The organism is Hungatella sp. L36 (assembly GCF_014288035.1).
The window spans coordinates 106,229-133,049 of the sequence record NZ_JACOPC010000017.1 but is presented as its reverse complement, the minus strand read 5'-3'; the positions used below and the strand labels follow the sequence as shown (position 1 = coordinate 133,049).

21 protein-coding genes and 1 pseudogene are annotated in these 26,821 nt (G+C 49.3%); 14 read left to right on the top strand and 8 right to left on the bottom strand.

Annotated features, from left to right (window positions below; translation table 11 throughout):
- The 4 genes from H8S80_RS28440 to H8S80_RS28425 all read right to left on the bottom strand — a co-directional run.
- The coding region (locus H8S80_RS28440) for a relaxase/mobilization nuclease domain-containing protein (protein WP_187049081.1) at positions 1-482 on the bottom strand (482 nt) is incomplete at its 3' end.
- A complete protein-coding gene (locus H8S80_RS28435; protein ID WP_117630520.1) occupies positions 454-852 on the bottom strand; it encodes a plasmid mobilization protein in 399 nt (132 codons plus the stop codon). The genes H8S80_RS28435 and H8S80_RS28440, both read right to left, overlap by 29 nt.
- Before the next feature lie 567 nt (positions 853-1,419).
- A complete protein-coding gene (locus H8S80_RS28430) occupies positions 1,420-1,965 on the bottom strand; it encodes a hypothetical protein (protein ID WP_006857810.1) in 546 nt (181 codons plus the stop codon).
- Positions 1,962-2,609: a YfkD family protein gene (locus H8S80_RS28425; RefSeq protein WP_006857809.1), complete on the bottom strand. Its 648-nt coding sequence runs from the start codon at positions 2,607-2,609 to the stop codon at positions 1,962-1,964. The genes H8S80_RS28430 and H8S80_RS28425 overlap by 4 nt, the downstream gene beginning before the upstream one ends.
- A gap of 172 nt (positions 2,610-2,781) precedes the next feature.
- Here H8S80_RS28425 and H8S80_RS28420 point away from each other — a divergent pair.
- The 12 genes and pseudogenes from H8S80_RS28420 (at position 2,782) to H8S80_RS28365 (ending at position 21,708) form a co-directional block, all read left to right on the top strand.
- Positions 2,782-4,674, top strand: a pseudogene (locus H8S80_RS28420) (thioredoxin domain-containing protein).
- Positions 4,671-5,330 carry an HDIG domain-containing metalloprotein gene (locus H8S80_RS28415; protein ID WP_117630522.1) on the top strand — a complete coding sequence of 220 codons (660 nt, stop codon included), beginning with the start codon at positions 4,671-4,673 and terminating at the stop codon, positions 5,328-5,330. Before H8S80_RS28420 ends, H8S80_RS28415 begins: the two are co-directional and overlap by 4 nt.
- A gap of 253 nt (positions 5,331-5,583) precedes the next feature.
- On the top strand, positions 5,584-6,363 hold the full coding sequence (locus H8S80_RS28410; protein WP_117630523.1) for an inositol monophosphatase family protein: 780 nt from the start codon (positions 5,584-5,586) through the stop codon (positions 6,361-6,363).
- Between the two features lie 119 nt (positions 6,364-6,482).
- Positions 6,483-6,917 (top strand): aminoglycoside 6'-N-acetyltransferase, encoded by a 435-nt coding sequence (aac(6'), locus tag H8S80_RS28405; protein WP_117630524.1) that lies wholly within the window; start codon positions 6,483-6,485, stop codon positions 6,915-6,917.
- A gap of 346 nt (positions 6,918-7,263) precedes the next feature.
- Complete coding sequence (locus tag H8S80_RS28400) at positions 7,264-9,723, top strand: glycoside hydrolase family 2 TIM barrel-domain containing protein (protein WP_117630525.1); 2,460 nt, start codon at positions 7,264-7,266, stop codon at positions 9,721-9,723.
- A gap of 59 nt (positions 9,724-9,782) precedes the next feature.
- Entirely contained in the window at positions 9,783-12,335 is a 2,553-nt protein-coding gene (locus H8S80_RS28395) for an alpha-L-rhamnosidase (protein WP_117630526.1), read from the top strand.
- Positions 12,332-14,017 (top strand): MFS transporter, encoded by a 1,686-nt coding sequence (locus tag H8S80_RS28390; protein WP_117630527.1) that lies wholly within the window; start codon positions 12,332-12,334, stop codon positions 14,015-14,017. The genes H8S80_RS28395 and H8S80_RS28390 overlap by 4 nt, the downstream gene beginning before the upstream one ends.
- A 3-nt stretch (positions 14,018-14,020) precedes the next feature.
- Entirely contained in the window at positions 14,021-17,119 is a 3,099-nt protein-coding gene (locus H8S80_RS28385; RefSeq protein ID WP_117630528.1) for a beta-glucosidase, read from the top strand.
- Positions 17,116-17,550 (top strand): hypothetical protein, encoded by a 435-nt coding sequence (locus tag H8S80_RS28380; RefSeq protein ID WP_002604997.1) that lies wholly within the window; start codon positions 17,116-17,118, stop codon positions 17,548-17,550. The genes H8S80_RS28385 and H8S80_RS28380 overlap by 4 nt, the downstream gene beginning before the upstream one ends.
- Positions 17,551-17,962: 412 nt before the next feature.
- Positions 17,963-18,673: a LytR/AlgR family response regulator transcription factor gene (locus tag H8S80_RS28375; RefSeq protein WP_055653209.1), complete on the top strand. Its 711-nt coding sequence runs from the start codon at positions 17,963-17,965 to the stop codon at positions 18,671-18,673.
- 1 nt (position 18,674) lies between these two features.
- Positions 18,675-20,000: an ATP-binding protein gene (locus H8S80_RS28370; RefSeq protein WP_002604995.1), complete on the top strand. Its 1,326-nt coding sequence runs from the start codon at positions 18,675-18,677 to the stop codon at positions 19,998-20,000.
- Positions 20,001-20,046: 46 nt separating this feature from the next.
- Positions 20,047-21,708 carry a DUF4454 domain-containing protein gene (locus tag H8S80_RS28365; protein ID WP_181987863.1) on the top strand — a complete coding sequence of 554 codons (1,662 nt, stop codon included), beginning with the start codon at positions 20,047-20,049 and terminating at the stop codon, positions 21,706-21,708.
- 244 nt (positions 21,709-21,952) lie between these two features.
- On the opposite strand, the gene H8S80_RS28360 is transcribed toward H8S80_RS28365, so the two are convergent.
- The 3 genes from H8S80_RS28360 to H8S80_RS28350 form a co-directional block, all read right to left on the bottom strand.
- Entirely contained in the window at positions 21,953-22,600 is a 648-nt protein-coding gene (locus H8S80_RS28360; RefSeq protein WP_117630530.1) for a YczE/YyaS/YitT family protein, read from the bottom strand.
- Positions 22,597-23,022, bottom strand: a complete 426-nt coding sequence (locus H8S80_RS28355) for a MarR family winged helix-turn-helix transcriptional regulator (RefSeq protein ID WP_055653212.1) — start codon at positions 23,020-23,022, stop codon at positions 22,597-22,599. The genes H8S80_RS28360 and H8S80_RS28355 overlap by 4 nt, the downstream gene beginning before the upstream one ends.
- 268 nt (positions 23,023-23,290) lie before the next feature.
- Complete coding sequence (locus H8S80_RS28350; protein ID WP_117630531.1) at positions 23,291-24,400, bottom strand: RNA-guided endonuclease InsQ/TnpB family protein; 1,110 nt, start codon at positions 24,398-24,400, stop codon at positions 23,291-23,293.
- A 395-nt stretch (positions 24,401-24,795) separates the two neighbouring features.
- Between H8S80_RS28350 and H8S80_RS28345 the strand changes: the two genes are divergently transcribed.
- A complete protein-coding gene (locus tag H8S80_RS28345; protein WP_117630532.1) occupies positions 24,796-25,182 on the top strand; it encodes a hypothetical protein in 387 nt (128 codons plus the stop codon).
- A 152-nt stretch (positions 25,183-25,334) separates the two neighbouring features.
- Entirely contained in the window at positions 25,335-25,556 is a 222-nt protein-coding gene (locus H8S80_RS28340) for a hypothetical protein (protein WP_002604993.1), read from the top strand.
- 229 nt (positions 25,557-25,785) lie between these two features.
- On the opposite strand, the gene H8S80_RS28335 is transcribed toward H8S80_RS28340, so the two are convergent.
- The gene (locus tag H8S80_RS28335; RefSeq protein ID WP_025530012.1) at positions 25,786-26,784 is read right to left on the bottom strand and encodes a choloylglycine hydrolase family protein; all 999 of its coding nucleotides are present in this window, start codon (positions 26,782-26,784) and stop codon (positions 25,786-25,788) included.
- Between the last annotated feature and the right edge of the window lie 37 nt (positions 26,785-26,821).

Below are 26,821 nucleotides of genomic sequence, written 5' to 3'. Positions count from 1 at the left end.
CGTGTATCGGCTGGTCTGTCCATGTAGGGCAGAAGCGGGACTTCATAAATCCGCAGGGAGTTGATGACGATATGCACATGGATATTGCCGCTGTGGTTATGCCCGTCCGGGTGGGTGCAGATTAGGGCTTGGTGTCCGGGGAAATGTGCCTTGCAGAACTGCTCGCCCAACTCCTGCGCCCGGTCTACGGTCAAGCCGTTGTCTGTCCCGTCCCGTGGGTCAAAGCTTATGATATAGTGGTGGCTTTTCACATCTTCCCGTTTTTGGTTTTTCTCATAGCGGAGATTAGCCCGCATACAGGCAACAGCGAAATCCTCGCCCCCGCAGTTAAGGGAAGAAATGCGGTAATCCTCCCTCGGTATCAGCCGCCCGTTTTCATCAAGGGTGGGCTTCATGGTAAACTCGTCATGCTCAAATGTGAGGTAGGCTTCCGCTGCGCCATAGTCTGCATTTTTAGAGCTGATATGTTTGAATGTTGCCAACCGCGTCACCCACTTTCTGCAAGATTTCAAACTTTAGGGCAGCAAGGTCGGAAACCGCCGCCCGTACCTCCCCGGCAAGCTGCGGGTAGGGGCTGTGCCACTCGTTCAGCGTCCGGGCTATCTGGTTTAAGTTGCCGCCGATCCTGCCGTATTCGGCGGTCAGCTTCCCAACAGCGGCAAGCAGCTCGTCATTGACGGGGGAAACAGTTATGATGGGGCGTATGGCTGCCCCGGTTATGGCTTGCCGGATAAACTCGGCTTGGCTCATGTTGCAGGCAGAAAGCCTTTCCGCAAACTCGGCATATTCTTCCTCGGTCATGCGTGTCTTGACTACCCGGCTGCGGTGCGGTGTGTTGTATCGTTTTCGCATGGTAAAACCTCCTTTCGACTGCCGCATGGCTGCGGCGGGATAAGCGGCGTAAGCCGCATGGCAGGGTTTGGGGAAGGCACTCCCCAACAAGATTCCCGCAGGGGCAAAATGAGCGATAAGCGAATTTTGGTACTGCGGTAGAATCTTGCTCTAAGAAACTGCCGGACTGCCGCTCACTTCCTACTGCCACTTTTTCGGGAAATCGCAACCAGTTTTTTCATAAAAGGCTGCGGGCTGGCGTTCTCCCTCTCTTTCTGGCAAAGACTTTTCCGGCGGCTTGGTCTTTCCCAACAATAAGGCGTTTCAGAAGCTGTGTTTTGCCCGCTGCTTGATAGAAAACGGGAATTTCCCCCTGCTCACTTATCAGTACCGATACTTTCTCGATTTGCCAAAAATGGGCGCAAAAAAAGCAGCAAATCTTTTTCAGACTTACTGCTTCATGTGCCGCTATGGGGCAGCGGTTATTCAGTTGTAAAATAAAAGAGGGCGGTAGCACTTTGGGCTATCGTCCTCTTGGCTACACATTTGCAAAGACAGGCGGGGCTGTCAACGGTGGGCGAAGCCCATTTACTTGCCGTTGACTGGCTCGGCTGGATTTGCTACTTTCGATCTGATGTTTTCTTGTGAAGAATACACTGTATTGACTTTACCTTGATTTTCCTCCTGTGTTACTGTAATATTAAAGTCGTGAATTTCAGAATTTGTACTAGAGATTTCCAAATTCAAAGAAATAGAAATTACGTTTTTATCAAGTTGTAATCCATCTTCTTTGCAATATGTCGCTGAATAACCACTTGCAAGAACTACCTGACCTACCCCATTTTCATCAAGCACAAATAATGTAGCTGATGAACCAGTTTCTTTATTTCGGGCTATCGCAACCAGTTGTATTGGGGCATTTTCAGCGGAACCAAAAACATATTCTAATAATTCAAATGAAGGATAGTCCTGTGGAAAATTTTCAATAAATTTCTCGCCCCGGCTTTCAATAGAACCGGCACTTTCAAGCTCTGGCAGTACTTCTTTTGTGTTGTCATCAGGTGGAGAATTATTAGAACAAGCACTCAACAAAAGTACAAAAGCTAATAGTAATATAAACAATTTGTTTTTCATTGTGCTTTATATACTCCTGTTGGCGTGTATACCGTCATTCCCTTTGGAACTTTTATGGCTGAGTAGCTAGAAGTTGTTACTTTATAATGGACAGAATTTTTTTGTGGTGCATAAGATTCTGTTAATGTTTTATATTCATAAAAAACATTTTCAGGATAGCCGTCCATATAAACCTTGTATTTTAAACGACCAGCTGTTCTAACAGCAGGAATATAAACATTTAACACTTCAAATTTCCCCGGTGCAATACTATATGAGACACCCGCTGATGTTCCTTTTGTCCAACTACGTGAACCGGTAACTTCAACTCCTACTTCCGCCTGCATTTTTGCAAAAACAACATTTGCTTCTGTTGTGCCATTGGCATAACCCGCAATAGATGCGGTGGTTGTTCCGCTTTGTTCATATTGATATGTAATTTGCATAGGACTTGAGCCTTGAGTATTATCGCCTGAAACAGAACCTAATAATTTATGAGTATAATCAATATTCGTATAATTAGGCTCATAACCTACACATTCTCGTATATATACTCCTCTACGTTCTGGTATTCCTGAATCGTTAGCTGCAAAAACAGTAGTGTTCATTGTTGTTACAATAGCTAAAGAAAAAACTATCCCTAATATTGTTTTGATTTTTCTCATTATGGACTTCCTCCTTTGCTTAAAAAGTTATATTTTGTTGTGTGTTTCATCAAACCATTGGCATCATCTCCCTTTGTTTTATAGTACCATATTTTAGCTATTATATCAATTATCAAATTCAATTTTGCTTTTTTTTGGTTAATTTTTCTGAATAGTGAAGGCTGTCTATCAAATTCTTGTGTGTTACTTTACCGCACATGAGCATTTAAACAGGGAGTATATCTGTGTAAAGGTGGATCGGGAGGAACGGCCGGATGTGGATGCTGTATACATGTCAGTCTGCCAGGCCATGAATGGACAGGGCGGATGGCCGCTCACGATTATTATGACACCTGCGTGCAGACCGTTTTTTTCGGGCACGTATTTACCGCCTAAAGCACGGTACGGCCGGGTTGGTCTGGAAGAACTGCTGACTGCGGTGGCAGGGCAGTGGAAAACGAACAGAGGAAAACTCTTAGACAGTGCAGGACGGATCGAAGCATACCTGAAAGAACAGGAACGGGCGACAGTGTCAGCGGAGCCAGGAATGGATCTGGTGCATCAGGCATTTCGGCAGTTTGCAGGCAATTTCGATAAGAAGAATGGCGGCTTTGGCGGCGCACCTAAATTTCCGACACCCCATAATCTGATGTTTCTGATGGAATATGGAACGAGGGAGAAGAAGCGGGAAGCTTTGACTATGGCGGAAATAACGCTGGTGCAGATGTACCGGGGCGGAATTTTCGACCATATTGGCGGCGGATTCTCCAGATATTCTACGGACGAAAGGTGGCTGGTGCCGCACTTTGAAAAAATGCTTTATGATAATGCGCTGTTGGCTCTGGCTTATGTGGGAGCCTTCGGCCTGACCGGCCGTGAGTTATATGGAGGCGTGGCGCGGAAGATTCTTGCATATGTGGGTGCGGAACTGACGGATGCACAGGGCGGATTCTATTGCGGACAGGATGCGGACAGCGACGGCGTAGAAGGAAAGTATTATGTTTTCACCCCAAAGGAAATATGCAGGGTCTTGGGCGAAAACGCAGGCACGGCATTTTGTGACCGTTATGGGATTACAGAGCATGGAAATTTCGAAGGGAAAAGCATACCGAATCTGTTGGGAAATGAAGCGTATGAGGAAGATGTAAACGCAGGATACACAAAAGCGGAACAGGCAAAAAAGGAACTGACAATAGCTGACCTTCAAAAGCTATATGAATACCGCCTCCAACGGACCCGGCTTCACAAGGACGATAAGATTCTGGTTTCCTGGAATGGCTGGATGATCTGCGCGTGTGCGAAGGCCGGAGCTGTGCTGGGTGAGACGGAGTATGTGGACCTGGCTGTGCGGGCGGAAGCATTTATCCGTAAAAACCTTGCGAGGAACGGTCGGCTGATGGTGCGCTATCGTGATGGCGATGCTGCGGGAGAGGGAAAGCTGGACGATTATGCCTGCTATATTCTCGCATTGCTGGAGCTTTACAGGGTGACCTTCCAGGAAGAGTATCTCGCGCGTGCGTCTGCCTGGGCGGAAACGATGATTGAGCAGTTTTTTGACCGGGAGCGGGGCGGATTCTATCTTACGGCAAAAGACGGGGAATAGCTTATCGTGAGGACAAAGGAGACTTATGACGGTGCAATGCCTTCTGGAAATTCGGCTGCTGCCCGGGGACTTCAGCAGCTGGTACAGATTACCGGGGAGTCAAAATGGCAGGAAATACTGGATCAGCAGTTGCATTATCTGGCCGGCGCCATGGAGGGATATCCCTCCGGGCACAGCTATGCGCTGCTGACAATGATGAATGTTCTGTATCCGTCAAAGGAACTGGTTTGTACGATTTCACCTGCTGTCCGCGATACAGAGCAGAAGACACTGCTTAACCGTCTGGCATATCTGTCAGAAACGGTGCCGGGACTGGCCGTCGTGGTGAAGACTGCGGACAATGAAATGGAACTGGCAAAGCTGGCGCCATATACCAGAGATTATCTGGTGCCGGAAGACGGTATGCTGTTCTATCTCTGCAGCGGCAGCAGATGTCTGCCTCCAGTAGAGAAACTGGAGCAGTTGACGGAGAAATGGTTATGAGCTTAAAAGACAGAAATGAAAAAGAGATATACAGGGAAGAGCAATACAGAAAAATAGAATCACATCTCCTTCTGGACGACCGTCCATCCGAGTACCTGGAGAAAATAGGGGAAACGGAAGAATTTAATCATTTCCCCTTCGATCTTCTGAAACGAATGAAACAGACAAAGCAGTCACCGAAATACCATCCGGAAGGCAGCGTATGGATCCATACAATGATGGTGGTAGACGAGGCGGCTAAGCACCGGGAACAAAGCAAAAATCCGCAGGTATTTATGTGGGCTGCCCTTCTTCATGATATTGGAAAACCGTCCGTTACCAGATTCCGGAATGGAAAGATTACCTCCTACAATCATGACAGGGAGGGGGCGGAACTGGCGCGGGAGTTCCTTCTGGTCTTTACAGAAGATGAGGCATTTATTGATGCCGTCTGCGGGCTGGTGCGATACCATATGCAAATCCTGTTTGTGACAAAAGGGACCGCACGTGCACAGCTGGAGGAGATGAAGCGTTCCGTGGACATCCGGGAGGCGGCGCTGCTGGGACTTTGCGACAGGCTGGGACGCGCCGGTGTGGATATGGAGAAGGAGAAAGAGAGTGTCATGGCTTTTCTTCAGGTATGCGGCGTTCCAGGAAAGGATTTTGATTTCATCTAATAACCGGACTGAAGATAATACCTCTTATAAAAACAGCAAACAAAGCGGCATAGGCCATATGGGCTATGCCGCTTTGTTTGCTGCGGTATATCGGACTTGAGATTTAAACCGTGATCTGATATAGTGTAACTATTTAGAAAAATAAATTTCAGAAAACTGTGATGAAACAAAAGATAAGCAGGATGCTGCCTAAGCCGGATATGCAGGCTCTTTCTGGCGGTTCTGTGGAAAAAGAAAGAAGGGGATATTGAAAATGGACGCTGTAAATATCAATATTGAGGAGCTGGAGCACCTTCTCCGGCAGGCAGGAAACCTGTTTCAGGATAGAACGGCCGCCGGGCAGGTTCAGACAAAGGGAATTGCGGATTACGTAACAGCAGTGGATTACGCGGTACAGCAGTATATTCAGGAGCATTTAGAGGCCTCTTATCCTCATATTCAGTTCCTGAGTGAGGAGAAGGCAAACCAGGAAATCGATCAATCCGGTCTCGTGTGGGTGCTCGATCCGGTGGATGGAACCACCAATCTGATTCACGATTACCATACCAGCTGCATTTCCCTGGCTCTGATGGGCGGGGGAGAGGTGGTGCTTGGTATGATCTACAATCCCTACAGCAAGGAACTATTTCAGGCGAAAAAGGGCGGCGGCAGCTATTTGAATGGGGAACGGATTACGGTAAGCGGTGCTACACATATGGAGGAAAGTCTGATTGCCATAGGCACCTCGCCTTATCACAAAGAAATGGCAGATGAAAACTTTGAGCTGTTTAAACGCCTGTTCCTGGACTGCCAGGATATCAGAAGGAGCGGTTCCGCGGCCCTCGATCTTGCACATGTAGCCTGCGGGAGGCTGGAAGGCTATTTTGAAATAGGCCTGAAGATCTGGGATTTTGCGGCAGGTATGCTTTTGGTGCGGGAGGCTGGCGGAAGCGTCCTGGATTACAGCGGAGCCCAGGCAGATACCAGCATGGTTAATAACATTGTGGCGGGCAATTCTGAGATATCCCGTCTCTTGGCGTCGAAATACTTATAAAATTGAAAGCATGCCCGCAGATGCCGCTATCGAAAATGAACGAAGTATTTTGTGTACAGCAGCATATCCGGTTTAAAAGATCATGCGCACTTGATAAAATTGGGTTTGGAGGGATAACCGTGATTAAAAGGGCAGAAGAAAAAGATATAGCTGCAATAGCAAATTTAGCTGCCATGATGTGGAGCAATCATTCCGTTGAAGAGTTAAATAATGAATTCTCAGACCTCTTCATGAAAGAAGAGGCTCAATTCTTCTTAAAGTATGAAAATGATATTCCCGTTGGCTTTGCCCAATGCCAATTAAGATATGATTATGTGGAAGGAACAGAAACGAGTCCGGTTGGATATTTGGAAGGCATTTTTGTAAAAGAAGGCTTTCGTCATAAAGGGTATGCAGGAGCGCTGCTGGCGGAGTGTGAAAACTGGGCGAAATCAAAGGGATGCAAAGAATTTGCCAGTGATTGTGAATTAGACAATGATGACAGCTTACAATTTCATAGAGCAATGAATTTTACAGAGGCAAACAGAATTATATGCTTTACTAAGAAAATATAAACAGCAGTTTAGATAAGAGTTAAAAAGCCCTGCAAATCAGCGAATAAGCGTCTGATTTGCAGATCTTTTTAACTCTTATTTTTTCGATTATATACTTATATAAATACTTACTTAAAAATTAAGCAAAAGAGAACCATAAAAAAATAGCTAAAAATCGAAAACAAAATTTGTTTATAATATACAAAAACCTTCGCCTCGAATTTCCACCCACCCACTCCGGCTGTTATTATGAGCAAAAACAAATCCAAATTACGTTAAAAAACATACCGTTTGCGTATCCGACGGTTCATTATCCCTAAGAAGTGTTATGATGGGATCATTCAAAAAGCTGTGAGGGGTAAGAACAATGGAACGGATTGATTTTAATGAAAACTGGACGTACAGGCATCTCAGCGGCGAAGCTGACGATAAAAAAGGGTATTCCGGCCAGCCCGGCCCTTCCGGCCGTCCCGTAACACTTCCTCATGACGCCATGCTTGCTGAAAACCGATCGGAAAAAAGCGCAAGCGGTATCAACGGATGCTGGTTTGAGGGACACGATTATCTATATGAAAAGGAGTTCCATGTGCCGGCCGATTACAAGGACAAAGATGCGGTCTTTGAATTTGAGGGGGTCTACCACAATGCGGAGGTATTGATTAACGGTCAGCAGGCGGCGTTCCGCCCATATGGCTATACGAATTTTTACGTAGACGCAAATCCATATTTAAAATACGGGGAGACAAACCGGATCGAGGTCATTGCCCGCAACGCGGACCAGCCCAACAGCAGATGGTACTCCGGAGCCGGAATCTATCGTCCGGTGTCCCTGTATCTCGCTGAAAAACGGCACATTCTGATGAACGGCTTGAAGGTACGGACGAAGAGTATCCGGCCGGCGGTTGTCGAGGTGCTGGTGGATACCACAGATGTGGGCCGCCTGACGATTGAAATCCTGCGGGAAGGCCGTGTCGTGACGGGAGGAACTGCCGATACGGAGGGAAAGATCGGTGTGAGTGTGGAAATTCCTGATGCCCTTCTGTGGGACTGCGGCCATCCCAATCTGTATACGTGCCGGGTAACCTATGAGGCGGATACCGCCGAGGTGGCATTTGGAATCCGAACGCTGGAGTGGAACGCCGAAAAGGGGCTGACGGTAAATGGAAAAAGAGTCATACTCCGTGGGGCCTGTATCCATCACGACAACGGTATCCTGGGGGCCTGCGCATTTCCGGAGGCGGAGGAACGAAAAGTACGGATTATGAAGGAAAATGGCTACAACGCCCTTCGCTCCGCTCACAATCCCTGTTCCAAGGCGCTGCTGAACGCCTGTGACCGGCTGGGAATGCTGGTTCTCGATGAGTACGTTGACGTCTGGTATATCCACAAAACGGAGTATGATTATGTAAACTATCTCGCGAAATGGTGGAAGCAGGATTTAAAGGATATGGTTGAGAAAGACTACAATCATCCGTCGGTGATCATGTACTCCACTGGAAATGAAGTGTCCGAGACGGCCCAGAAAAAGGGAATTAAACTGACCTCCATGATGACCGAATATTTGCACAGTCTGGACGATACGCGCCCGGTTACCTGCGGCATCAACATATTTTTCAACTTCTTAAGCTCGGTCGGATTCGGCGTCTACAGCGACAAGAAAGCCAAAAAAGAAGCAGAGAACTCCGGAAAAAAGAAGAAAGCAGTGGGAAGTGAGTTCTTCAACAATCTGGCTGGCATTCTGGGCGGAACGACAATGAAGCTGGGGGCTGTCTTTTATGAATGCGACAGGAAGACGAGAGATGCATTTGCGGCGATGGATATCGCGGGCTATAACTATGGGATATTCCGTTACCGCCATGATTTAAGAAAATACCCGGATCGCCTGATTCTGGGAAGCGAGACCTTCTGCTCGGACGCCTATGATTTCTGGGAAACAGCAAAGAAGAATCCACGGATTATCGGTGATTTCGTATGGGCCGGAATGGATTACATGGGGGAGGTCGGAATCGGCGCCTGGGAATACGAAGACTATGCGCCGAAGGATAACGGTTGTGTCGGCTGGATGACGGCGGGCAGCGGCCGTGTGGATCTGATCGGAAATCCTCTTGCCGAGGCTGCTTACACAAAAGCGGCATTTGAACTGGAACAGAAACCTGTGATCGGAGTGCGTCCGGTCAATCATACGAAGGACAGGCATACGCCCTCTGCCTGGAAGATGAGCAACGCCAGACAGTCCTGGTCCTGGAACGGATGCGACGGCAATGCGGCTATCGTGGAAGTATACGCCCGGGCCGCCCGTGTAGATCTGTTTATCAATGGGAAAAAAGTGGGAAGCCGCCGGGTAAAGGCGGGCCGGCTGGTACAGTTTGAGACGAAATATTACAGCGGGAAAATCACCGCGGTGGCCTACGATGAAAATGGTGATGAGCTTTCGAGAAATTCCCTGGAGACCGCTGAAAATGAAACGTATTTAAACGCCATACCGGAGCAGAAAGCGTGCGCTCCCAAAGAAATCTGCTTTGTGAAGCTCAGCTACTCAGACAGAAACGGCACGGTAAAGCCACTGGAACGCGGCAGAATCAGGGTAACGGTATCAAAAGGAACGCTTCTTGGGCTTGGCAGCGCCTGCCCGTTTAACCGGGACGGCTACTTAAACCGTGAGACGGATACGTATTACGGGGAAGCGCTGGCGGCGATCCGCGCTGATGGCGAAGGCCGTGTGGAGGCTGTGGTGAGCGACGGCGTGAGAGAATGCAGGATTCTGGTTCCGGAGCCTCCTGTCCTAAATGCGTCAGGCGGCACTGCCGCATCACGGATACACACGTGACACAGATTTCAGGCACTATTTAATACGTACTTACGTCAAGCAGTATCAGGAGGAACAAAATGCTGAGAATAGGCAGACTGACAGTAGAAAATCTGACAAAAGAATGCGTGACGGACAATCCCCGGCCGCGATTTTCCTACTACCTGGAGAGTGACCGGGAGAATGTATCACTGAAGAGCGCGGTCATTCGGATGAACGGATGGAGCACCGTGACGGAAGACCAGGTAGCGGTGCCCTATGGCGGGCCGGAGCTTGAGCCATTTACCCGGTATGCGGTGACGGTCCATGTGACCGATGACGCGGGGGAGACGGCAGAGGCCCGCATGGATTTTGAAACAGGCCGCCTGCATACACCATGGACGGCGAAATGGATAACCGACGGCTCCTATCATTTTAAGGAAGCAAAAATCTCACCGAAGACCATGACCTTCCGAAAGAAGATTGATGGGATTCGAGAGGTGAAAAGCGCAAAGCTGTATGTGACCGCACTGGGAATCTATGAACTGCAGTTAAACGGCGGGAAGGTCGGAAACGACTATTTTGCACCGGGCTTTACTTCCTACAGGCATCAGCTTCAGTATCAGACGTATGATATCACCGACTCATTAAGAGACACCAACGAGCTGATTGCGGTTGTCGGCGGCGGCTGGGCGGTGGGCGCCTTTACTTATAAGAGAAGAAACCGGGTTTATGCGAAACGCCAGGCGCTGCTGTGTGAACTGCGTATCGTGCACACGGACGGAAGCACGGAAGTAATCGGTACGGATGAGACGTGGAGCGTCACGGAAGACGGCAGATACCGGGAGACGGAATTCTATAACGGCGAGGTGTATGACGCGGCTGTGGAATACGATCAGATTTCATGGAGAAATGCCGCCCTGGAAGAAGTCCGCATTCATCCCGAGATAACGGCGCAGTATGGCGTGCCGGTCCGGGCGCATGAGCTCTTCCGGCCGGTCTCGGTTACCAGAGCGAAGAGCGGCATGCTGATCTATGACTTCGGACAGAATTTTGCCGGGGTGATCTGTGCGAGGCTGAGAGGCAGAAAGGGCCAGCGCATCGTCTGGAAACATGCCGAGATTCTGATGGGCGGCGAGCTCTATACGGAACCGCTGCGGACGGCCAGACAGGAAGCGGTCTACTGCTGTGTGGACGGAGAGCAGACGTATTCGCCGCGGATGACATATATGGGATTCCGGTATGTGGGTGTTGAGGGAATCGAAGAAAAGGACCTGGAGCTGACGGCGGCGGCGCTGTACTCCGATATTGAGGAGACAGGGGACTTCCGCTGTTCCCATAATCTGGTCAATCAGCTGCAGAGCAGCATAAAGTGGGGGGCGAAGTCCAATTTCGTGGATATTCCCACGGACTGTCCTCAGAGAGACGAGCGCATGGGATGGACGGGGGATATCGCCCTGTTCTCGCCGACAGCCGCCTATAACTTCAATATGAGCCGTTTCCTGGAAAAGTGGCTGCGGGATGTGAAATCCGAGCAGAGCAGGGGCGGAGGCATTCCCATGACGGTACCTTTAGTGAGGGTCCCGCTGCAGTGGGAGATCATGATTCCCATGGCGGTAGACCACTGGGGAGACGCCTGTATCCTGGTTCCCTGGGCAGAGTACCGGGCGAGAGGAGACCGGGATCTCCTGCGCCGCATGTATCCCGTCATGAAGCGGTATATCGGCGCGTGCAAATTCTGGGCCGGCCTGTTTTCCTTTGGCAAACACCGGAGAATCTGGAAGCTGCTTCACCACTATGGAGACTGGTGCGCACCGGGAATCGGCATGTGGGCATGGATGGGGAGAGGCAAATGGACGGCGACGGCATGCCTTGCCAACTCTTCCCGCATTGTCTCAGAAATTGCCGGATTGCTGGGAAAAGAGGAGGACGCCGCATACTATGCAAAGCTGAGTGCGGAGACCTCTGCCGCGTACCGGGAGATTCTGATGGAGAAGGATGGCACGGTCAGACCCGAATTTCAGACCGCCTACGTGCTTCCACTCTACTACCAGATGCTATCCGCACAGGATAAAAAGAAGGCGGCGGCTCATCTGGTCCGCCTGATCCGGGATAATGACTACCATATCGGCACCGGATTTCCAGGAACACCTTTCGTCCTGTTTGCCCTGGCGGATAACGGTTACGGCGAGGACGCCTGCCAGATGCTTCTGACCGATACGTGCCCATCCTGGCTGTACGAGATGAAGGTGGGCGGTACGACCATCTGGGAACGGTGGGATGCCCTGCGGGAAGACGGAACCTGCAACACGGGGGCCGACGACGGCACCGGCGGCATGGTTTCCTTCAATCACTACGCCAGCGGTGCGGTTGGAGACTTCTTATACCGCCGGATCGCCGGCATAGAAGCGTTAGAAGGCGGTTATAAGTCCTTTCAGATAGAACCGCTTATGGGAGGCGGCATTACGTGGGCCAAAGGCCGTGTGATAACCGCTTACGGGCCGGTTTCCAGCGAATGGGAGCTGAAAAATGGGATCTTTACCATCACGGTGGAGGTGCCGGTGGGAACGGTCTGTTATCTGACCATGCCGAGCGGCACAAAGAGGACGCTGGGAAGCGGAAAATATACGATGAGTGAAGGGAAACAGAAATGAAGACAGGCAACTTTTTTGAAAATCCGCTGATGCGGACAAAAATCACGTCAGCCAATGTAAAGACGAGGGAGATGCTGCTGGGATATTTGATTGGACCGTTCTGCGCGTTTATATCTAACGCCGTGTTTGGCTCCTATCTAAACCGGTACTATTCCGATGTGATTGGCTGGACGGATACGGGGCGGTTTGGACGTTTCTCGGCATTTCTGCCGATGGTCTCCGTAATCTTCGTTATTATCGGTAATCTCGTAGTGGGGCGGCTGATCGATAATACGAGGACGCCGCAGGGGAAGGCGAGGCCCTATCTGTTCCTCTCGGCTCCGCTGGTGGTCATTGCCATCGCCCTCTTATTCTTATCCCCTCAGGGGGCAAGCCCGGCCATGCAGATGGTGTGGATCGCCTTATCCTATAATCTGTATTACGCCGTGGCGTATCCATTTTTCTATACGGCCCACAGCTCCATGGTGGCCCTGTCCACCAGAAATCTAAACCACCGCGGAATGCTGGCCACCTTTTCCAACGCCTCCGGTGTGGCGGCGGTGGGAATCGGCGCGAGCATACTGGTGCCGATGCTGCTTCAGAGCTTCCTGTTTGTGGAGAAGGACGGCGTGATCGACACCGCGGCAAGCTACAGTAACTGGCGCATGGTGATGGTGATCCTGTGTATCGTCACATTTCTGGGAATCATGCTGGAGTACTATTTTACGCGGGAGCGGATCACGGAGGAAAACCTGAAGCTGGATATCCGGGAGGAGAAGCTTCCCATGATGAAGCAGCTGAAGGCGTGTGTAAAGAACCGGTACTGGTGGATCATTATCCTGTATTTCCTGCTGTTTCAGTTTGGCGGACTCGTAAAAAATGGCTCCATGAGTTATTATTGCCGCTGGATGTTTGATGGAATTACGAGCGAAGCGGCAGCAGGCGCGGCCATGGGGACCCTGGGGCTGATCGGAGGCATTCCGACGGCAGTGGGCATGGTAATCGCCTGGCCGATTGCCAATAAACTGGGAAAACAGCGGGCCGTAACGATTGGACTTGCCGTCTCCGTAGTGGGCGGACTTGTGAGCTTTATAGATGTCCATAATTTCATGCTTGTCTGCGTCGGTGTGATTTTAAAGGGGATCGGTTCCATACCGGCCATGTATGTGACACTGGCGCTGCTGTCCGATGTGCTGGACCACTTGGAGGCCAGAAATGGATTCCGGAGCGACGGGTTCACCATGTCGGTATACGGCGCCATCATGGTAGGCATGACCGGCCTTGGAAATGGCATCATCAATGCCCTTTTAACGGCCAGCGGATACGATGCTTCCGCGGCTGTGCAGAACGCAGGCGTTCAGACGATGCTGGTAGTCTGCTATCTGGCCATCGAGCTGATCTGTTACGCGGCCATCGTTGTATTGATGGGCTTCTTAAAGGTTGAAAAGCATGTGAAAGCGGACCAGCAGATCATTCTGGAGCACCAGAAGAAGGCGGTTCTGGCCGCCGGCGGCCAATGGATCGAGCCGGAAGAGCGTCTCCGCATGGAACAGGAAGAAGCGGAGCGTGCGGCAGAGGAGGCCCGCAAAGAGGAATTAAGGGCGTACTGCCGAAAGAAAGGCTTAAGCTACGAGCGGGAAGAAGAAAAATATCAGAAAAAGCTTGCTGATAAAAAGGCAGGGGCACTAAATAAGAGGAGGTAGAAGATGAAAGTAAAAAGTCATATCTGGCGGGGGGTAACGACGCTTACCGCATCGTTTCTGGCAGTATCCTTATCCGCAGCCATGGTGATCGGCGGATTTCGAACGGATATTGATAAATTCCTTGGAACACAGAGTTCGAAGATTCTCACCGAGGGGGCTTCTGCAGAGGAACTGTATACATACGCTTCTGATTATAAGAGTACGACAGAGCTTTTGGACGCCATTGAGGATCTTGGAGAGCGTATGAATGAGGAAGGCTCCGTGCTTCTCAAGAATAACGGCGCGCTCCCTCTCTCGGAGGCGGAGACGAAGAAGGTATCCCTGCTGGGCTTCAGCAGCTATTATCCGGTACAGGGCGGAGATTTCGGAAGCACGCTGTCCGTAAATACGGGAACCGACGCGGATACGGTCGATATGGTGACTGCCTTCGCCTCGAAGGGGTTTGTAATCAATCCGGTTTTACAGTCCATGTATGAGGGGATGAAGGAAAGCTTCAAATCAGAAGCCATCCTCCCGTGGGGAAAGACCACGTATTACCGGACGACAGCGCCTTCCACGACGGGAACCTTTACCAGTCTGGAAGCCGACGAGGAGGCCATGGACAGCGCCGCTCCGGGATGGAAGGACAGCCTTTCCGATTATAACGTCATGGTGGTGACCCTGGCCCGCGCCGCTACGGAAAACGGCAACTATATGCCTGGAGAAGACGGCGTTAATCCGGAGCAGAGCTTAAATCAGACGGATCCGCTGGGCCTGTCGGATACGGAGCGGGAGATCATTCAGGCCGCGGTGGATGCGAAAAAGTCAGCCGGCGGAAAGGTCATCGTGCTTTTGAACAATGCCAGCGCCATGGAAATCGACGAGATCAAGAACAACACGGGTGTGGATGCCATTTTACAGATCGGACTTCCGGGCGGATACGGATTCTACGGTGTGGCCGATATTTTAAGCGGAGCGGCCAATCCATCCGGCCATCTGACCGATACGTACGCGGTAAAGAACAGCAATTCTCCGGCCGCACAGAATTACGGGAATTTCGAATACACCAATGCGGATTCGGCTTATTCCATTAATTCCGCGCTGGTGGAAGCGGAAGGCATCTATACGGGATATAAATATTATGAAACGAGGTATGCGGACTGCGTTCTGGGACAGGGAAATGCCTCCGATGCGGTGGGAAGTGTAAACGGCACATCCTGGCAGTACGATGCGGAAGTCTCCTATCCCTTCGGCTACGGCCTCTCCTATACGACCTTCAGCCAGACCCTGGACAGCCTGGAAGTGGATCTGGCGGCCAAAACAGTGACGGCGGCGGTTACTGTGACCAATACCGGCGGCACTGCGGGAAAAGATGTGGTTCAGCTTTACGTTTCCCTGCCCTATACGGAGTACGATCAGAAGAATCAGGTAGAGAAATCCGCGGTTCAGCTTCTCGACTACGCGAAGACGGAGCTGTTAAATCCCGGAGAATCCGTGACGGTCACGATCACAGCGGACGCGCAGGATATGACCAGCTGGGACAGCGCCAGTGACAATGAGGCGGGGACGAAAGGCTGCTTTATCTTAGACGACGGGACCTACTATTTTACGCTGGGCAACGGCTCCCATGAGGCGGTAAACAACGTGCTTGCGGCGCAGGGAAAGACCGTCTCGGACGGCATGACGGAAGACGGAAATCAAGACTGTGTGAAAACATGGACGCTGGATTCCTTTGATTCCACAACCTTTGCATACAGTGCCAATGGAACCGCGGTCGAGAATCAGCTTGGCGACGCCGATTTAAATTACTATATGCCCGGTACGGTTACTTACTTAACGAGAAGCGACTGGTCCGGTACGTGGCCGAAAACCTATAAGGATTTAACTGCCACAGAGGAAATGCTGGAAGTCCTTAAAAATGACCTGGTGGAGATCCGGGAACAGGGGGATCCATCCTCCGTTACCTTTGGCGCGGACAACGGCCTGACGCTTGCGGCCTTAAAGGGAGTGGAAGATATCAATGATCCCAGATGGCAGCAGCTGATCGACCAGATTACGCTGGAAGAAGCCATGATCCGTACCGGTTTCGGAGGCACCAGCACGAAGACGATCGAATCCATCGTGTCCCCGGAGGCGGTTCAGAACGACGGGCCTAACGGAATTAATTCCTACACACTCGGACAGTATGCAAATACGGATGCCGAATCGGGAGATCCTTACGCAGTCAGCAGCGACGACAAGAATTTAAGCTATAAATTCGGAACCATGTGCAACGAAACCGTGATTGCACAGACCTTCAGCAAAGAACTGGCCGCGGAATACGGCAGAGTGATCGGAAATTATTCGATCTGGTCCAACTTACCGATCTTCTGGGGTGCGGGGACCAACCTGCACCGTCTGCCTTACAATGCGAGAAACCATGAGTACTACTCGGAGGATGCGGTGCTGACTGCTTATCAGGCGGCGGCTTACATCGCGGCAGGAAAGGAATACGGATGTATCATCGCTCCGAAGCATTTTGCAGCCAATGACACGGAGATCAACCGGTCGGGTATCAGCGCTTTCATGACGGAACAGAAGCTGCGCGAAAATGAACTCCGCGGTACCCAGGCCAGCATCGAGGATGCGGGCGCGCTGGGAGTCATGACAACCTTTAACCGGATTGGATGCACGGCGGGCAACGCGCATTACGGACTGCTCATGAACATTCTTCATAAGGAATGGGGATTTCAGGGACTGATGTCGGAAGACTTTATCCAGGACGCCAACTACAGCGTGTTAAAGGAGGCGGTTCACTGCGGCGTTACGATGACCTGCAACACCGGCGATAATGACATTGCGGCAGTCACCGCGAAGTGGCCGTACTGGACCGTGGACGCGGTCAGCAAAGACGCTTCCATGATGCAGGATTTAAAGAATGTAATGCTCTGGCAGAACTATGCGCTGGCCAATTCCAACGCGATGGACGGCCTTGCAGAATCTTCCCGCATTGTAAGCGTGAGGACCTGGTATGACAACGCACTGACGGCGGCATGGATTGTGTTTGCGCTGCTGACACTGGGCGGAGCAGCCATGTACTTAAGGAGTGTAAAACGGAAAGAGAGCCAGGAGGGAGAAGCATGAATTTTCTGAAAAAGCAGTCCGCGGGATTTTACCTTGCGGCAATAACAACGGTATTTGCCATTGCAGGGCTGGTATTTTATTATATAAACTGCAATACGGATTATTTCGGAAATCTGGGAGTCAGTCTGTCTCAGGTGGTGTGTCTGGCGGCGGCCTGTGTGCTGGAGCTGGTTTACATCATCGGATACGAAAGGGCCGGATCGAAAATCTATCTGGACCTCCTGCCTGTGATCGCCGGGGTTCTGCTCACGGCAGCACTGGTTCTCTTCATTTCGAGCCGCGTGGCAGGTATCGCCTCGATCATGACGTTTGAAAACAACGCACAGACTATGGCGGATATGAAGAGTGCAGTCATCGGCATGGTATTCTGTCTGCTGGCCATTGTATTTAACATTATTGCATCTTTTTTCCGTGTCGTAAAGGAGCGGTAAGGGACAGAAACGGAAGAGAAGGTTGCAGTTCACAGCCCCGTCGTCCTCTGCTTCCCGGTCTGCCCCGGCTGGCTCATGGGCCGTTTCCAGTGACTTTGCAGGGGATTAGCAATTCTTAACGCGCAGGATTTTTCGTTCAGGGGAAATTCCCACCTGTTTGAGCGCAGCGAGTTTGGGAATTTCCCCTGGTTTTTAGAAAAATTCTGCACGTTTAGAAGTGCTTATCCCCGAAACTTGAACTGGAAACGGCCCATGAGCCAGCCGGGGCAGACCGGGAAGCAGAGGATGACGGGGTTGTGAACTGCAACGAGAGAAGGAATCTTGGAGACAGCCAGACGGTTGTCTCTGGGGTTCTTTTGTGGTATATAATTTAATAGGAAAGTATTGGGTAGCAGAAAGAGGGGAAAAGTCCATGATTCATGTTGCGTTAGTAGAAGATGATCGGAATTATGCGGAAAGCCTGACAGAGCATCTGCGTCACTATGAAGCGGACAGTGGGGAGAAAATAAAGATTACGGTATTTGAGGATGGGGAAGACATTGCGACAGATTATAAAGCGGAGTACGATATCATTCTGATGGATATTGAGATGCGGTTTATGGACGGAATGACGGCGGCGGAAAAGATTCGTGAGCATGACAGCGAAGTCGTCATTATTTTTATCACCAATATGCCCCAGTATGCGATCAAGGGCTACCTGGTGGACGCGCTGGATTACGTCTTAAAACCGGTGTCCTATTTCGCATTTTCCCAGCGGATCGACAGGGCGCTGGTGCGTATGAAGAAGAGGGACAGGAAGTATCTGACAATTGCGGTAAAAGGGGGAATGCAGAAGATCGATATTTCCCAGATCTATTACGTGGAGGTGCAGGATCACGATCTGATCTATTATACGGCAGCGGGGAAGTTTCGTTCGAAGGGCACGATGAACGAGGTCGAAGATGCGGTTCACAGCAATACATTTTTCCGGTGCAACCGCTGTTATCTCGTCAATCTGGAACATGTGGAGAATTTCCAGAACGGCATAGCGACCGTGGGCGGAGTCCCCGTGCTGGTCAGCCGTTCCAGAAAGAAAGCGTTTCTGGATGTGCTCAACGATTACATGAACGAGGTGGGAAAATAAGATGAATACGATGAACCTGGCGGATACGCCAGGATACTATTACGCAATCGCATACTGGCTGTCGGCCCTGCTGATTGTGATGCAGAATAAGAAGCGCATAAAGAGCCGGGGCTGGTGGGGCGTTCAGCTTTGCTTCCTGATCGCCATCACGGTTCTCATGACGGTGACGGCAAATCCGGACAGAATTTTCTTCCTGCCGATCATGGCCTTATGCATTTTTATACTGTTCCTCCAAATCTATACGTGTGCGGATTTTACGCCGACAGTAGCCGGATATTACTGTGCGCGGGCATTTATCTGCGGGGAGTTTACGGCCTCCCTGGGCTGGCAGATTTACTTCTATTCGGTGGCGGGGCTGCATTTGAAGCGTTCCTATCTTACCAGCCTCCTTCTGATTGCTGTGGTCTATGCCGTGGTATTTGCCGTGTTCTGGTTCCTGGATACGAAGCAGTCCTCGGATGAGGTGGAGATACGGATTACACGAAGGGAGTGTTTTTCCGCAATCATTCTCAGCGCAGGAATCTATCTGATGAGCAATTTAAGCTATGTCTATGACAACACGCCGTTCAGCAGCCGTTTCCTGTCGGAAATTTATATTATTCGGACATTTGTGGATTTAGGTGGGGTGGCCGTCCTCTACGCATACCATCTCCAGGTGAAGGAGCTTCAGATGAAATTTGAGGTAGACGCGCTGCAGAAAATGCTGCAGATGCAGTATGCGAACTATCAGATCTCCCAGGAAAGCATCGATATGGTGAATCAGAAATACCACGATTTAAAGCACCAGATCGCGGTGCTGCGAAGCGAAGTGCGCTCCGAGGAGAAGACGGACTGCCTGGACAGAATGGAGCGGGAGATCAAGATCTATGAAACTCAGAATAAGACGGGAAATGAGGTGCTGGATGCGATTCTTACAAGTAAAAGCATCTACTGCCAGGGGCAGAATATCAGCCTTACCTGCGTGGCCGATGGCAGGGCGCTGCATTTCATGGATACCATCGATATCAGCAGCCTGTTCGGCAATGCGCTGGATAATGCCATCGAGAGCGTCAGACAGATTCCGGAGGAAGAGAGCGAGAAGAGGCTGATTCATTTATCGGTGGTGAAACAGAAAGGGTTTGTCCGGATCCGCGTGGAAAATTACTGTGAAAAAGAGCCGGTGCTCAAGGACGGAATGCCGGTCACGACGAAGAAGGACACAAGGTTTCACGGGTATGGCTTGAAGAGCATTCAGAGCACGGCCAGAAAATACGGGGGATCGGTGACGGCCTCGGTGAAGAACCATTGGTTTGAGCTGAGGATATTGCTGCCTGAGAAGGCGGAATAGGAGCGGGGGAGATTGTATGAGGGTGAGATGGAGCGGGGGAATGAACATGAGTATGAAAATAATCATGAAAATGATGGCGAAAATAATTATGAAAGTAAAAATGAAATTAAAGGTGGCGGGTGTTTTGGCCGTTGTACTGGCTTTTATGGCGGCAGCACTGACTGCGTGCGGAATGAGGGAGGACGGAATACACGCGGAAGCGGGAGCAGGAGCGGGAATGGGAATGGCGTCTGAGACGGTGGGAAGTGAGGGAGATGGGGAATGCCAGGAGGAGGGGGAGAATGGTGGAAGTAGTGTAAGCAATACAGATAATACAAACAACACAGATAATACAAACGACACAGATAATACAAACAACACAAATAATTCAAGCGGCACTAAATCCTCGGATGAAACAGAAAAAAACACAGACAACGTCAAAAACAATGGCACTTACATAGAAGATGCATCTGAAACAGTGGCAGTGTCAGAAACTACCGGGCAGAATTCTGCGTTATCATCAACAGATATTATCGCACCGGCTGTCTGCAAGGCGTATTACAGGGCCTGTCAGGTTCGCCTGATTGCGCATATTGTTCCAGGAGACCACGGAACGAATACGAAAAAGCTGACTGTAAATATTTTTTGCAGAAATCTCGATTTTAAGCATGCGTGGAATCTGTTAATGGAAGCAGATATGTACTATCAGCCTGATATTCAGGAATATACGCTAAACGGTACAGATGGCGGGGGAAATATGAAAACGTACGTCCTGCGATTCACTGCTGATAATGCGTTTACACTGGAAGGAGAGGGCGCGGAAACGGGTGATTACTGTGACTGGATCACGTGGAATAATCAGTTGATACTGCCGGATTCGTTAGGAAGGCTTTTGAATGAGACGGATCTGGCCGGATTGGATCAGAAAACGCTCAGGCTGCTTCGGAACCAGTTTTATGCTACGTATGGACGAAAATTTCAGGATGATGAACTGAAGACCTATTTTGAAGGGACAGACTGGTACCGGGGGCTTGTGGAGCCGGAGGATTTTGACGAGGAGGCGCTTACCATTCTGGAAAAAAAGAATCTGGAGTTTGTGAAGAATGCGGAAGCGCATTTTGATGAGAAGAAGGTACAGGAGTATCGCGAGGCCTATAACCAGCTTCCAACGGCTCCCTACTTGAAGCTGCTTCCCTATACGCAGGTGATCGGTATGAAATTTGGTCAGAATGCAGTGGATAAAGGGATCTATTACTGTGTGCAGGGAACCATCTCTCTTCCTGTTACCATTTCAGAGGAACAACACAGGAAAATGGAACTGGGAGAACGCGTTGAGGTGACTGTCAATACGCTGACCCGAGAGACTGCATTTTTGGAGAAGCTGAATGAAGGTTCATATTTTAACTATCAGATAGCCTTGCAGACCGGATCTCAGGGTTCAGGGTCTGAACTTATCCGTGTGCATCTGGATGAGGGGGCTTATGACGGCGGCTATACGGTGTCACAAAATATGTTGGGTATGATAATGAAACCTGTATATAAAGGGGATATCTATGTGCTGAAGGGAGCTGATACGGGAACCGGCTATCAGTTTGACGATCTTGCAGATGGAACCGGAACCTGTCAGAAGATTGAATTTCATGGGAACAGCAGTGCTGAGTATGAGGGCAATCGCCTGATCAGAGATCAGAAAGGATATGTAAAAGGAATTTATTACTTTAAGAATTAAGATGACGCTCCATCATTTAGAGCCACTATAGCGCTGCACAATGAATTCGATGAGACGAGCTTCTGCGCAAAGTAAATGCGGGAAAAGTAAATGCAGGGAAAGAGGCAGATATTGAGCAGTTATCTCCAATGTACTGCATATCATGCCTCATCTTAAAAAAGCGCTGGCAGAAATCAGCTGGGTGCTGAAGCCTGGCGCCGCTCTGTTTTGTGGCAGCCAGGGTAAATGGGGGAGACCGGCCGTGTTACCGCACCAGCAGGAGATTGACTCTTGGCCCGATGGTACAGTTTAGACGGCGGGCGATCATCCCCACAAGGACAGCGGCCACAATGGTCCCTTCCCTCACTCCGGCCAGTTCCCTGTAAAGGACGATGCCAATGATGGCGGCGGCAACGGTGATTGAGGTATCGAAAGCCACCTTGGTTCTGCCGAAGTCAGTATGGAATGTCCTGGAAATGGCATTGACGAAGCATTCGCCAGGCAGCATGACCACGCCTGCGGCCATTTCCATAAATACTCCGAACCCCAGAATGGCACAACCCAGCAGCAGGCATATGACCTTGGCCGGGTAAGCAGCAGGTGAAAGGAATCCCAACAGTTCCATGGTCATGTCAATGAACCAGGAAAACAGAAAGGATACGGGAATCTGCAGCAGATACTGGCGGGGGAAATCTTTGCGCAGCAGAATCATCTGAATCAGGATCAGCACAATACTCATATACAGGGTAAACATACCCAGGGTAGGGGAAAAACCAAGACTTAACGTATAGGGGACACTGGATATTGGCGAAGTCCCTAAAGCGGCCTTGGTTATAAAACTGACGCCGAACGAGTTAATAAAAAGTCCGGCGAGAAAAAACAGATATCGTTTGCACCATTCTCTGCGGGTCATTGCAGTACCTCCAAATCAGTCATATTGCGGCATAGGGCCGTCAGTGTTTCTTTGAGCGCTTCCGTCTGGGAAACGCTCAGTCCGCCGCAGATTTCTTCTTCACATTTTTGAAAAACTTCCATTACCTCCCGCTGCTTTTTCCAGCCAAGCGGTGTTAAATAGACGTGAAAGGAGCGGCGGTCACCGCCTTCGGTTCGGCGTTCAATCAGCTGCTTTTCCTCCATACGGGTAAGAAGACCGGTCAGCGTGGCCGGATCGATCTGACAGCCCTGAGCGATCCGGCGCTGCACACTTCCGTCATGAAGCCCGAGATAGTCCAGAATCTTCGGCTGCCCGGGCCCCAAATCGCTGAGCCCGCTGAATACCTTTTTTTGAAATAGTGAGTGGGTTGCCATCAGTAAATAGTGAAGACTTTTATCCATAAGACCTCCTTATGATTTATTCAGATAAAATAGTTTGCATGTGAAATGTTTGTATGCAAACTATTAAGAGCCAGATATTAGTCTACCACAAATATCGGAATTGTCAAGAATGGCTTGTGAGGAGTTAATAGGGCACGTCAATTACCCATGTCTAAAGGCACGGGCTTGTAACTCAACTACACGTAGTACGACATGTGATTCATGTCTCCTACCTCAAACGTTGGCTACAATAGGCTGATTGACGGCAGCCCGCCTGCTTCGGTTCTGCCTAACAGGCCTCTGCGAACAGAGTATTATATCCTTTACGGTAGATGTTTATGGCTCCGGTACGGTCATCATTACTTCGGTAACCGCATGCAGTACAGCAAAATTCATGCCTCTTTCTGCTGCGGTTAGCCTTTGTCGTATTCCCACAGACCGGACAACTCTGACTGGTGTACTTCGGGTCTGCCGCAAGGACTTCTGACTGTGACAGCGCAGCTTTGTATTCCAGCATCTCACGGAACTGATAGAATGCCCAGGAGACCATGACGTACCGGGATTTCAAACGAACTTGTTCTGTAGCAGTGCGTATCCCGGTTAAATCCTCAATAATAAAAAGCGTTCCGGCTCCATACTGTGAGATAAGTGCCTTCGTAACCGCATGGTTTACCGCGGTTACGTAACGGGTTTCTTTCTCACGGAGCTTTTTTAGCTTCCGCTTTGCTGATTTTGTTCCACATGCCTGCAGGCGCTTGCGCAGGGCAAGGGCTTTCGCACGCTTTTCCTTGACTGCGCGGCCGGAAAAGAACCGGGTGTTCCCTTCATCATCAAAGGATACTGCCAAATGGTTGATACCCAGATCAATTCCAACGATATGGTTTAAGATATTCATACTTTCTACTTCCAGAGTGACTGGAATATGCAGATAATATTTCCTGTTTTTCCGAATCAGCCTGGCAGTACCAAAGCGTCCGCCGGCATGTAGCCAGTGTTCCATCCCTTTGGGTTCAAAGGGAATATGTAACCTGCCGGAAAGGGTATTTAAGCTGACGGACTGATCCGATATGGAATAATCCCGGTTCCAGACCAGATCATACTCGAAGTTTCGAAAAGATACTTTCGAAAAGGGGTGTCCATTGCTTTTCATGGATTTATATTTTGCAAGGACGGTCTTAAATACACTCTGAGTCATCTGAGAGCGGAGCCCAAACTGCTGCCTGACCGGGTAGTATAAGGCATGGTCTAATTCGAGATATCGTATTCCTTCCTGTCCAAAAACGAATGTGGAGACAAAGTTCAGCACATCCCGGATAACGGACAGTGTCTTATTCAAAATAATCATCTGTTCTGATGTAGGGTATAGTTTGACTTTAGCAGTAATGGTAATAGATTTCATAGATTTTATACCTCATAATAGATTTATGGACTAAGTATATTTTACCATAATTAGGAGTAAGAAGCAAACAAATGTTTGAAAAACAAAAAAACAAAAAGGAGAAGGAGCTCGCGAAAAAGTCAGGAGGGGCACAATTCCTCTCATGTCTAAAGACACGAGTCTCCATGTGCATTTTATGAAAAAGCGACCGGTTATACGGCCGCCTCTGACTGTAGACAAAGTTCATTTGATTGTATAGCAGTGTATTTTCAAAAATAAATATGCACCGCTGTATTTCTGGTCTGAACTATTGTATAATTAAGATAAGTGGGAATTATCTGACGTCTCCATAGATAGAATTAAAATCAATGCAGCTGGTCACATGGAACGTAGAGGCAGCTCAGAAGGGAGTTATAATGGGAATAAATAATAAGAAAAATCACCTGTTTCGTATTTTAATCTTTTTCATTATGCTTCTTTTTGTTATGGGCTTAACTATGAATGTGCTCTTTTGTAGTAATTATAATCTTTATGAATTATTAGATAAGCCAACTGTAATTGAGACAATGGCAATTTCTGAAAATATCGTTACCAATGAAAATGATGACGATACTACCCATTTTAAAGCATCATTTTTGAACAAAAATAATTCTCATGCGGAAATGATAACAGCAGCTGTTCCAAAAGGATTCGGCCCGCTTCTTTTTCTTATCATAGTTTTTCTGTTTTACTTTTCGGCCTTGTTTATATTATTGCCTGATGAATGGACATTAATTAATCAAAAGGTACGTCTGGACGATTGAATCAAATCCTTTTCCAAGCATTGCAAGTGTGCTGGTGGTTGTAAGCCATTTTTAAAGTTAAACGATGGCTTTCTTTTTGTATGCAAACGGATAGTGAGTATCAGCCACATGCTTATTATGAGAGTAAAGAAAAGATTTAATTGGAGGAATGAATGAAAGAAAAGCTATATAAATTATTTCTCATCTTAATGGTGAGTCTGTCCTTGGGTTCGGGTTCCCTGGCCCAAAATGAAATACGCAAGCTGCTTGAAGCTCTTTCGGGAACAGGTGATGCGCAGGTGGTTCAGGAACTCGATGAGGAAGAAAAACAAAAAGAGTCCGAAGAAATAAGAAAGAAGAAGAACTTTCTAAATTATTTTCAAGATATTCTATGATAGATATTGTTTATTTACAGTTTCATGAATAGTATAAAGGACACCAGATAGCGTTTATGATCTGGTGCCCTTTCGTTTTATACATTATAAATATTATACAATTATCAAAAAGAAATTATAAAAACTGTGTTTGTCTGCAGTATGAAACGACCGATTATACGGTCCCCATGGATACCTCTGCCTCCGATACCTCCCGCTTCGACATCTCCAACTCCGATACCTCTCTCCACTATATCTCCCGCCGGTCGAACACCGACGGTTTATTTATGCGTCCCAGAGACACAGCCCTAGAATCACGGCCAGTGGCCGCAGGGAGTCTCGCCGCCGTAACCCGGCTGTTATCGTAAGTCCTAAAAAAATATTCCTGCGTAGAAAGATTCATAAATGCAGTATACTGCGTATAATCAGGTGTGCCGCGGGAGGTCATGACGGCGCCCTTCGGAATGGTAACGCTGTTCATGATATGAAAACAGGTATTGACGGCTTCCTGTTTGTTTTCCGGAATCGGAGTATGGCTCTTCATCCAGGACGCCCTCACAAATCTCGAAGGAGGTGTGAAGTCACCCGGAAGTCCAAAGGTGCCGCCGCCCTGTCCGAACGGCGTAAGGCTGACAGAATCCCACTCTTTTTCAGGAGTCTGAACAGAAGTCACGTTCATAAAGTTGCGCAGATTCGTCAGGTGCCATGGGAAGTCGGGGCTGTTAGACAGCACCCCCATGGGATTATCCATTAAATGAAGGCCGGAGGCTGTCTTCTCCGCAACCATACATTTCCCGCTCTTATCCGTCAAAATCCAGTGGAGCGGGGCGATGGAGTGCGTAATGGAGTCTTCTACCCCCACGATTCGGATGGTCCGGAGCAGGGAGGCGGCATGATCCACGGAAGCACACAGGCCCAGCAGAAATCCGACAAGCTCGATGGCGGCCACAGAGATTCCCTTCGAATCCGGGGCGGCGATGGGATCATACGCGGCATAATCCGGGAAATACAGAACTGCGGCCGCAAATCCCATCTCATTCACTCCGTCCGCAAAGAAGACCCTGGAAATATCCTGGCCAATCCCCATAAAACTATATTGGTTCCGGATTTTGTGCGTATTCAGAAGATTCTTCCACTCATATCCTTTCGGAATAAAATACAGTTCCGGATCCAGTGGATAAGAAAAATCCATGGTACGGCCAAAATAAACTTCTCTTTGCGGTGTCTGAACAGCGATTGCAGTGCACATATCTCTCCTCCATATTTTGTCCCAACAGATATGGTTA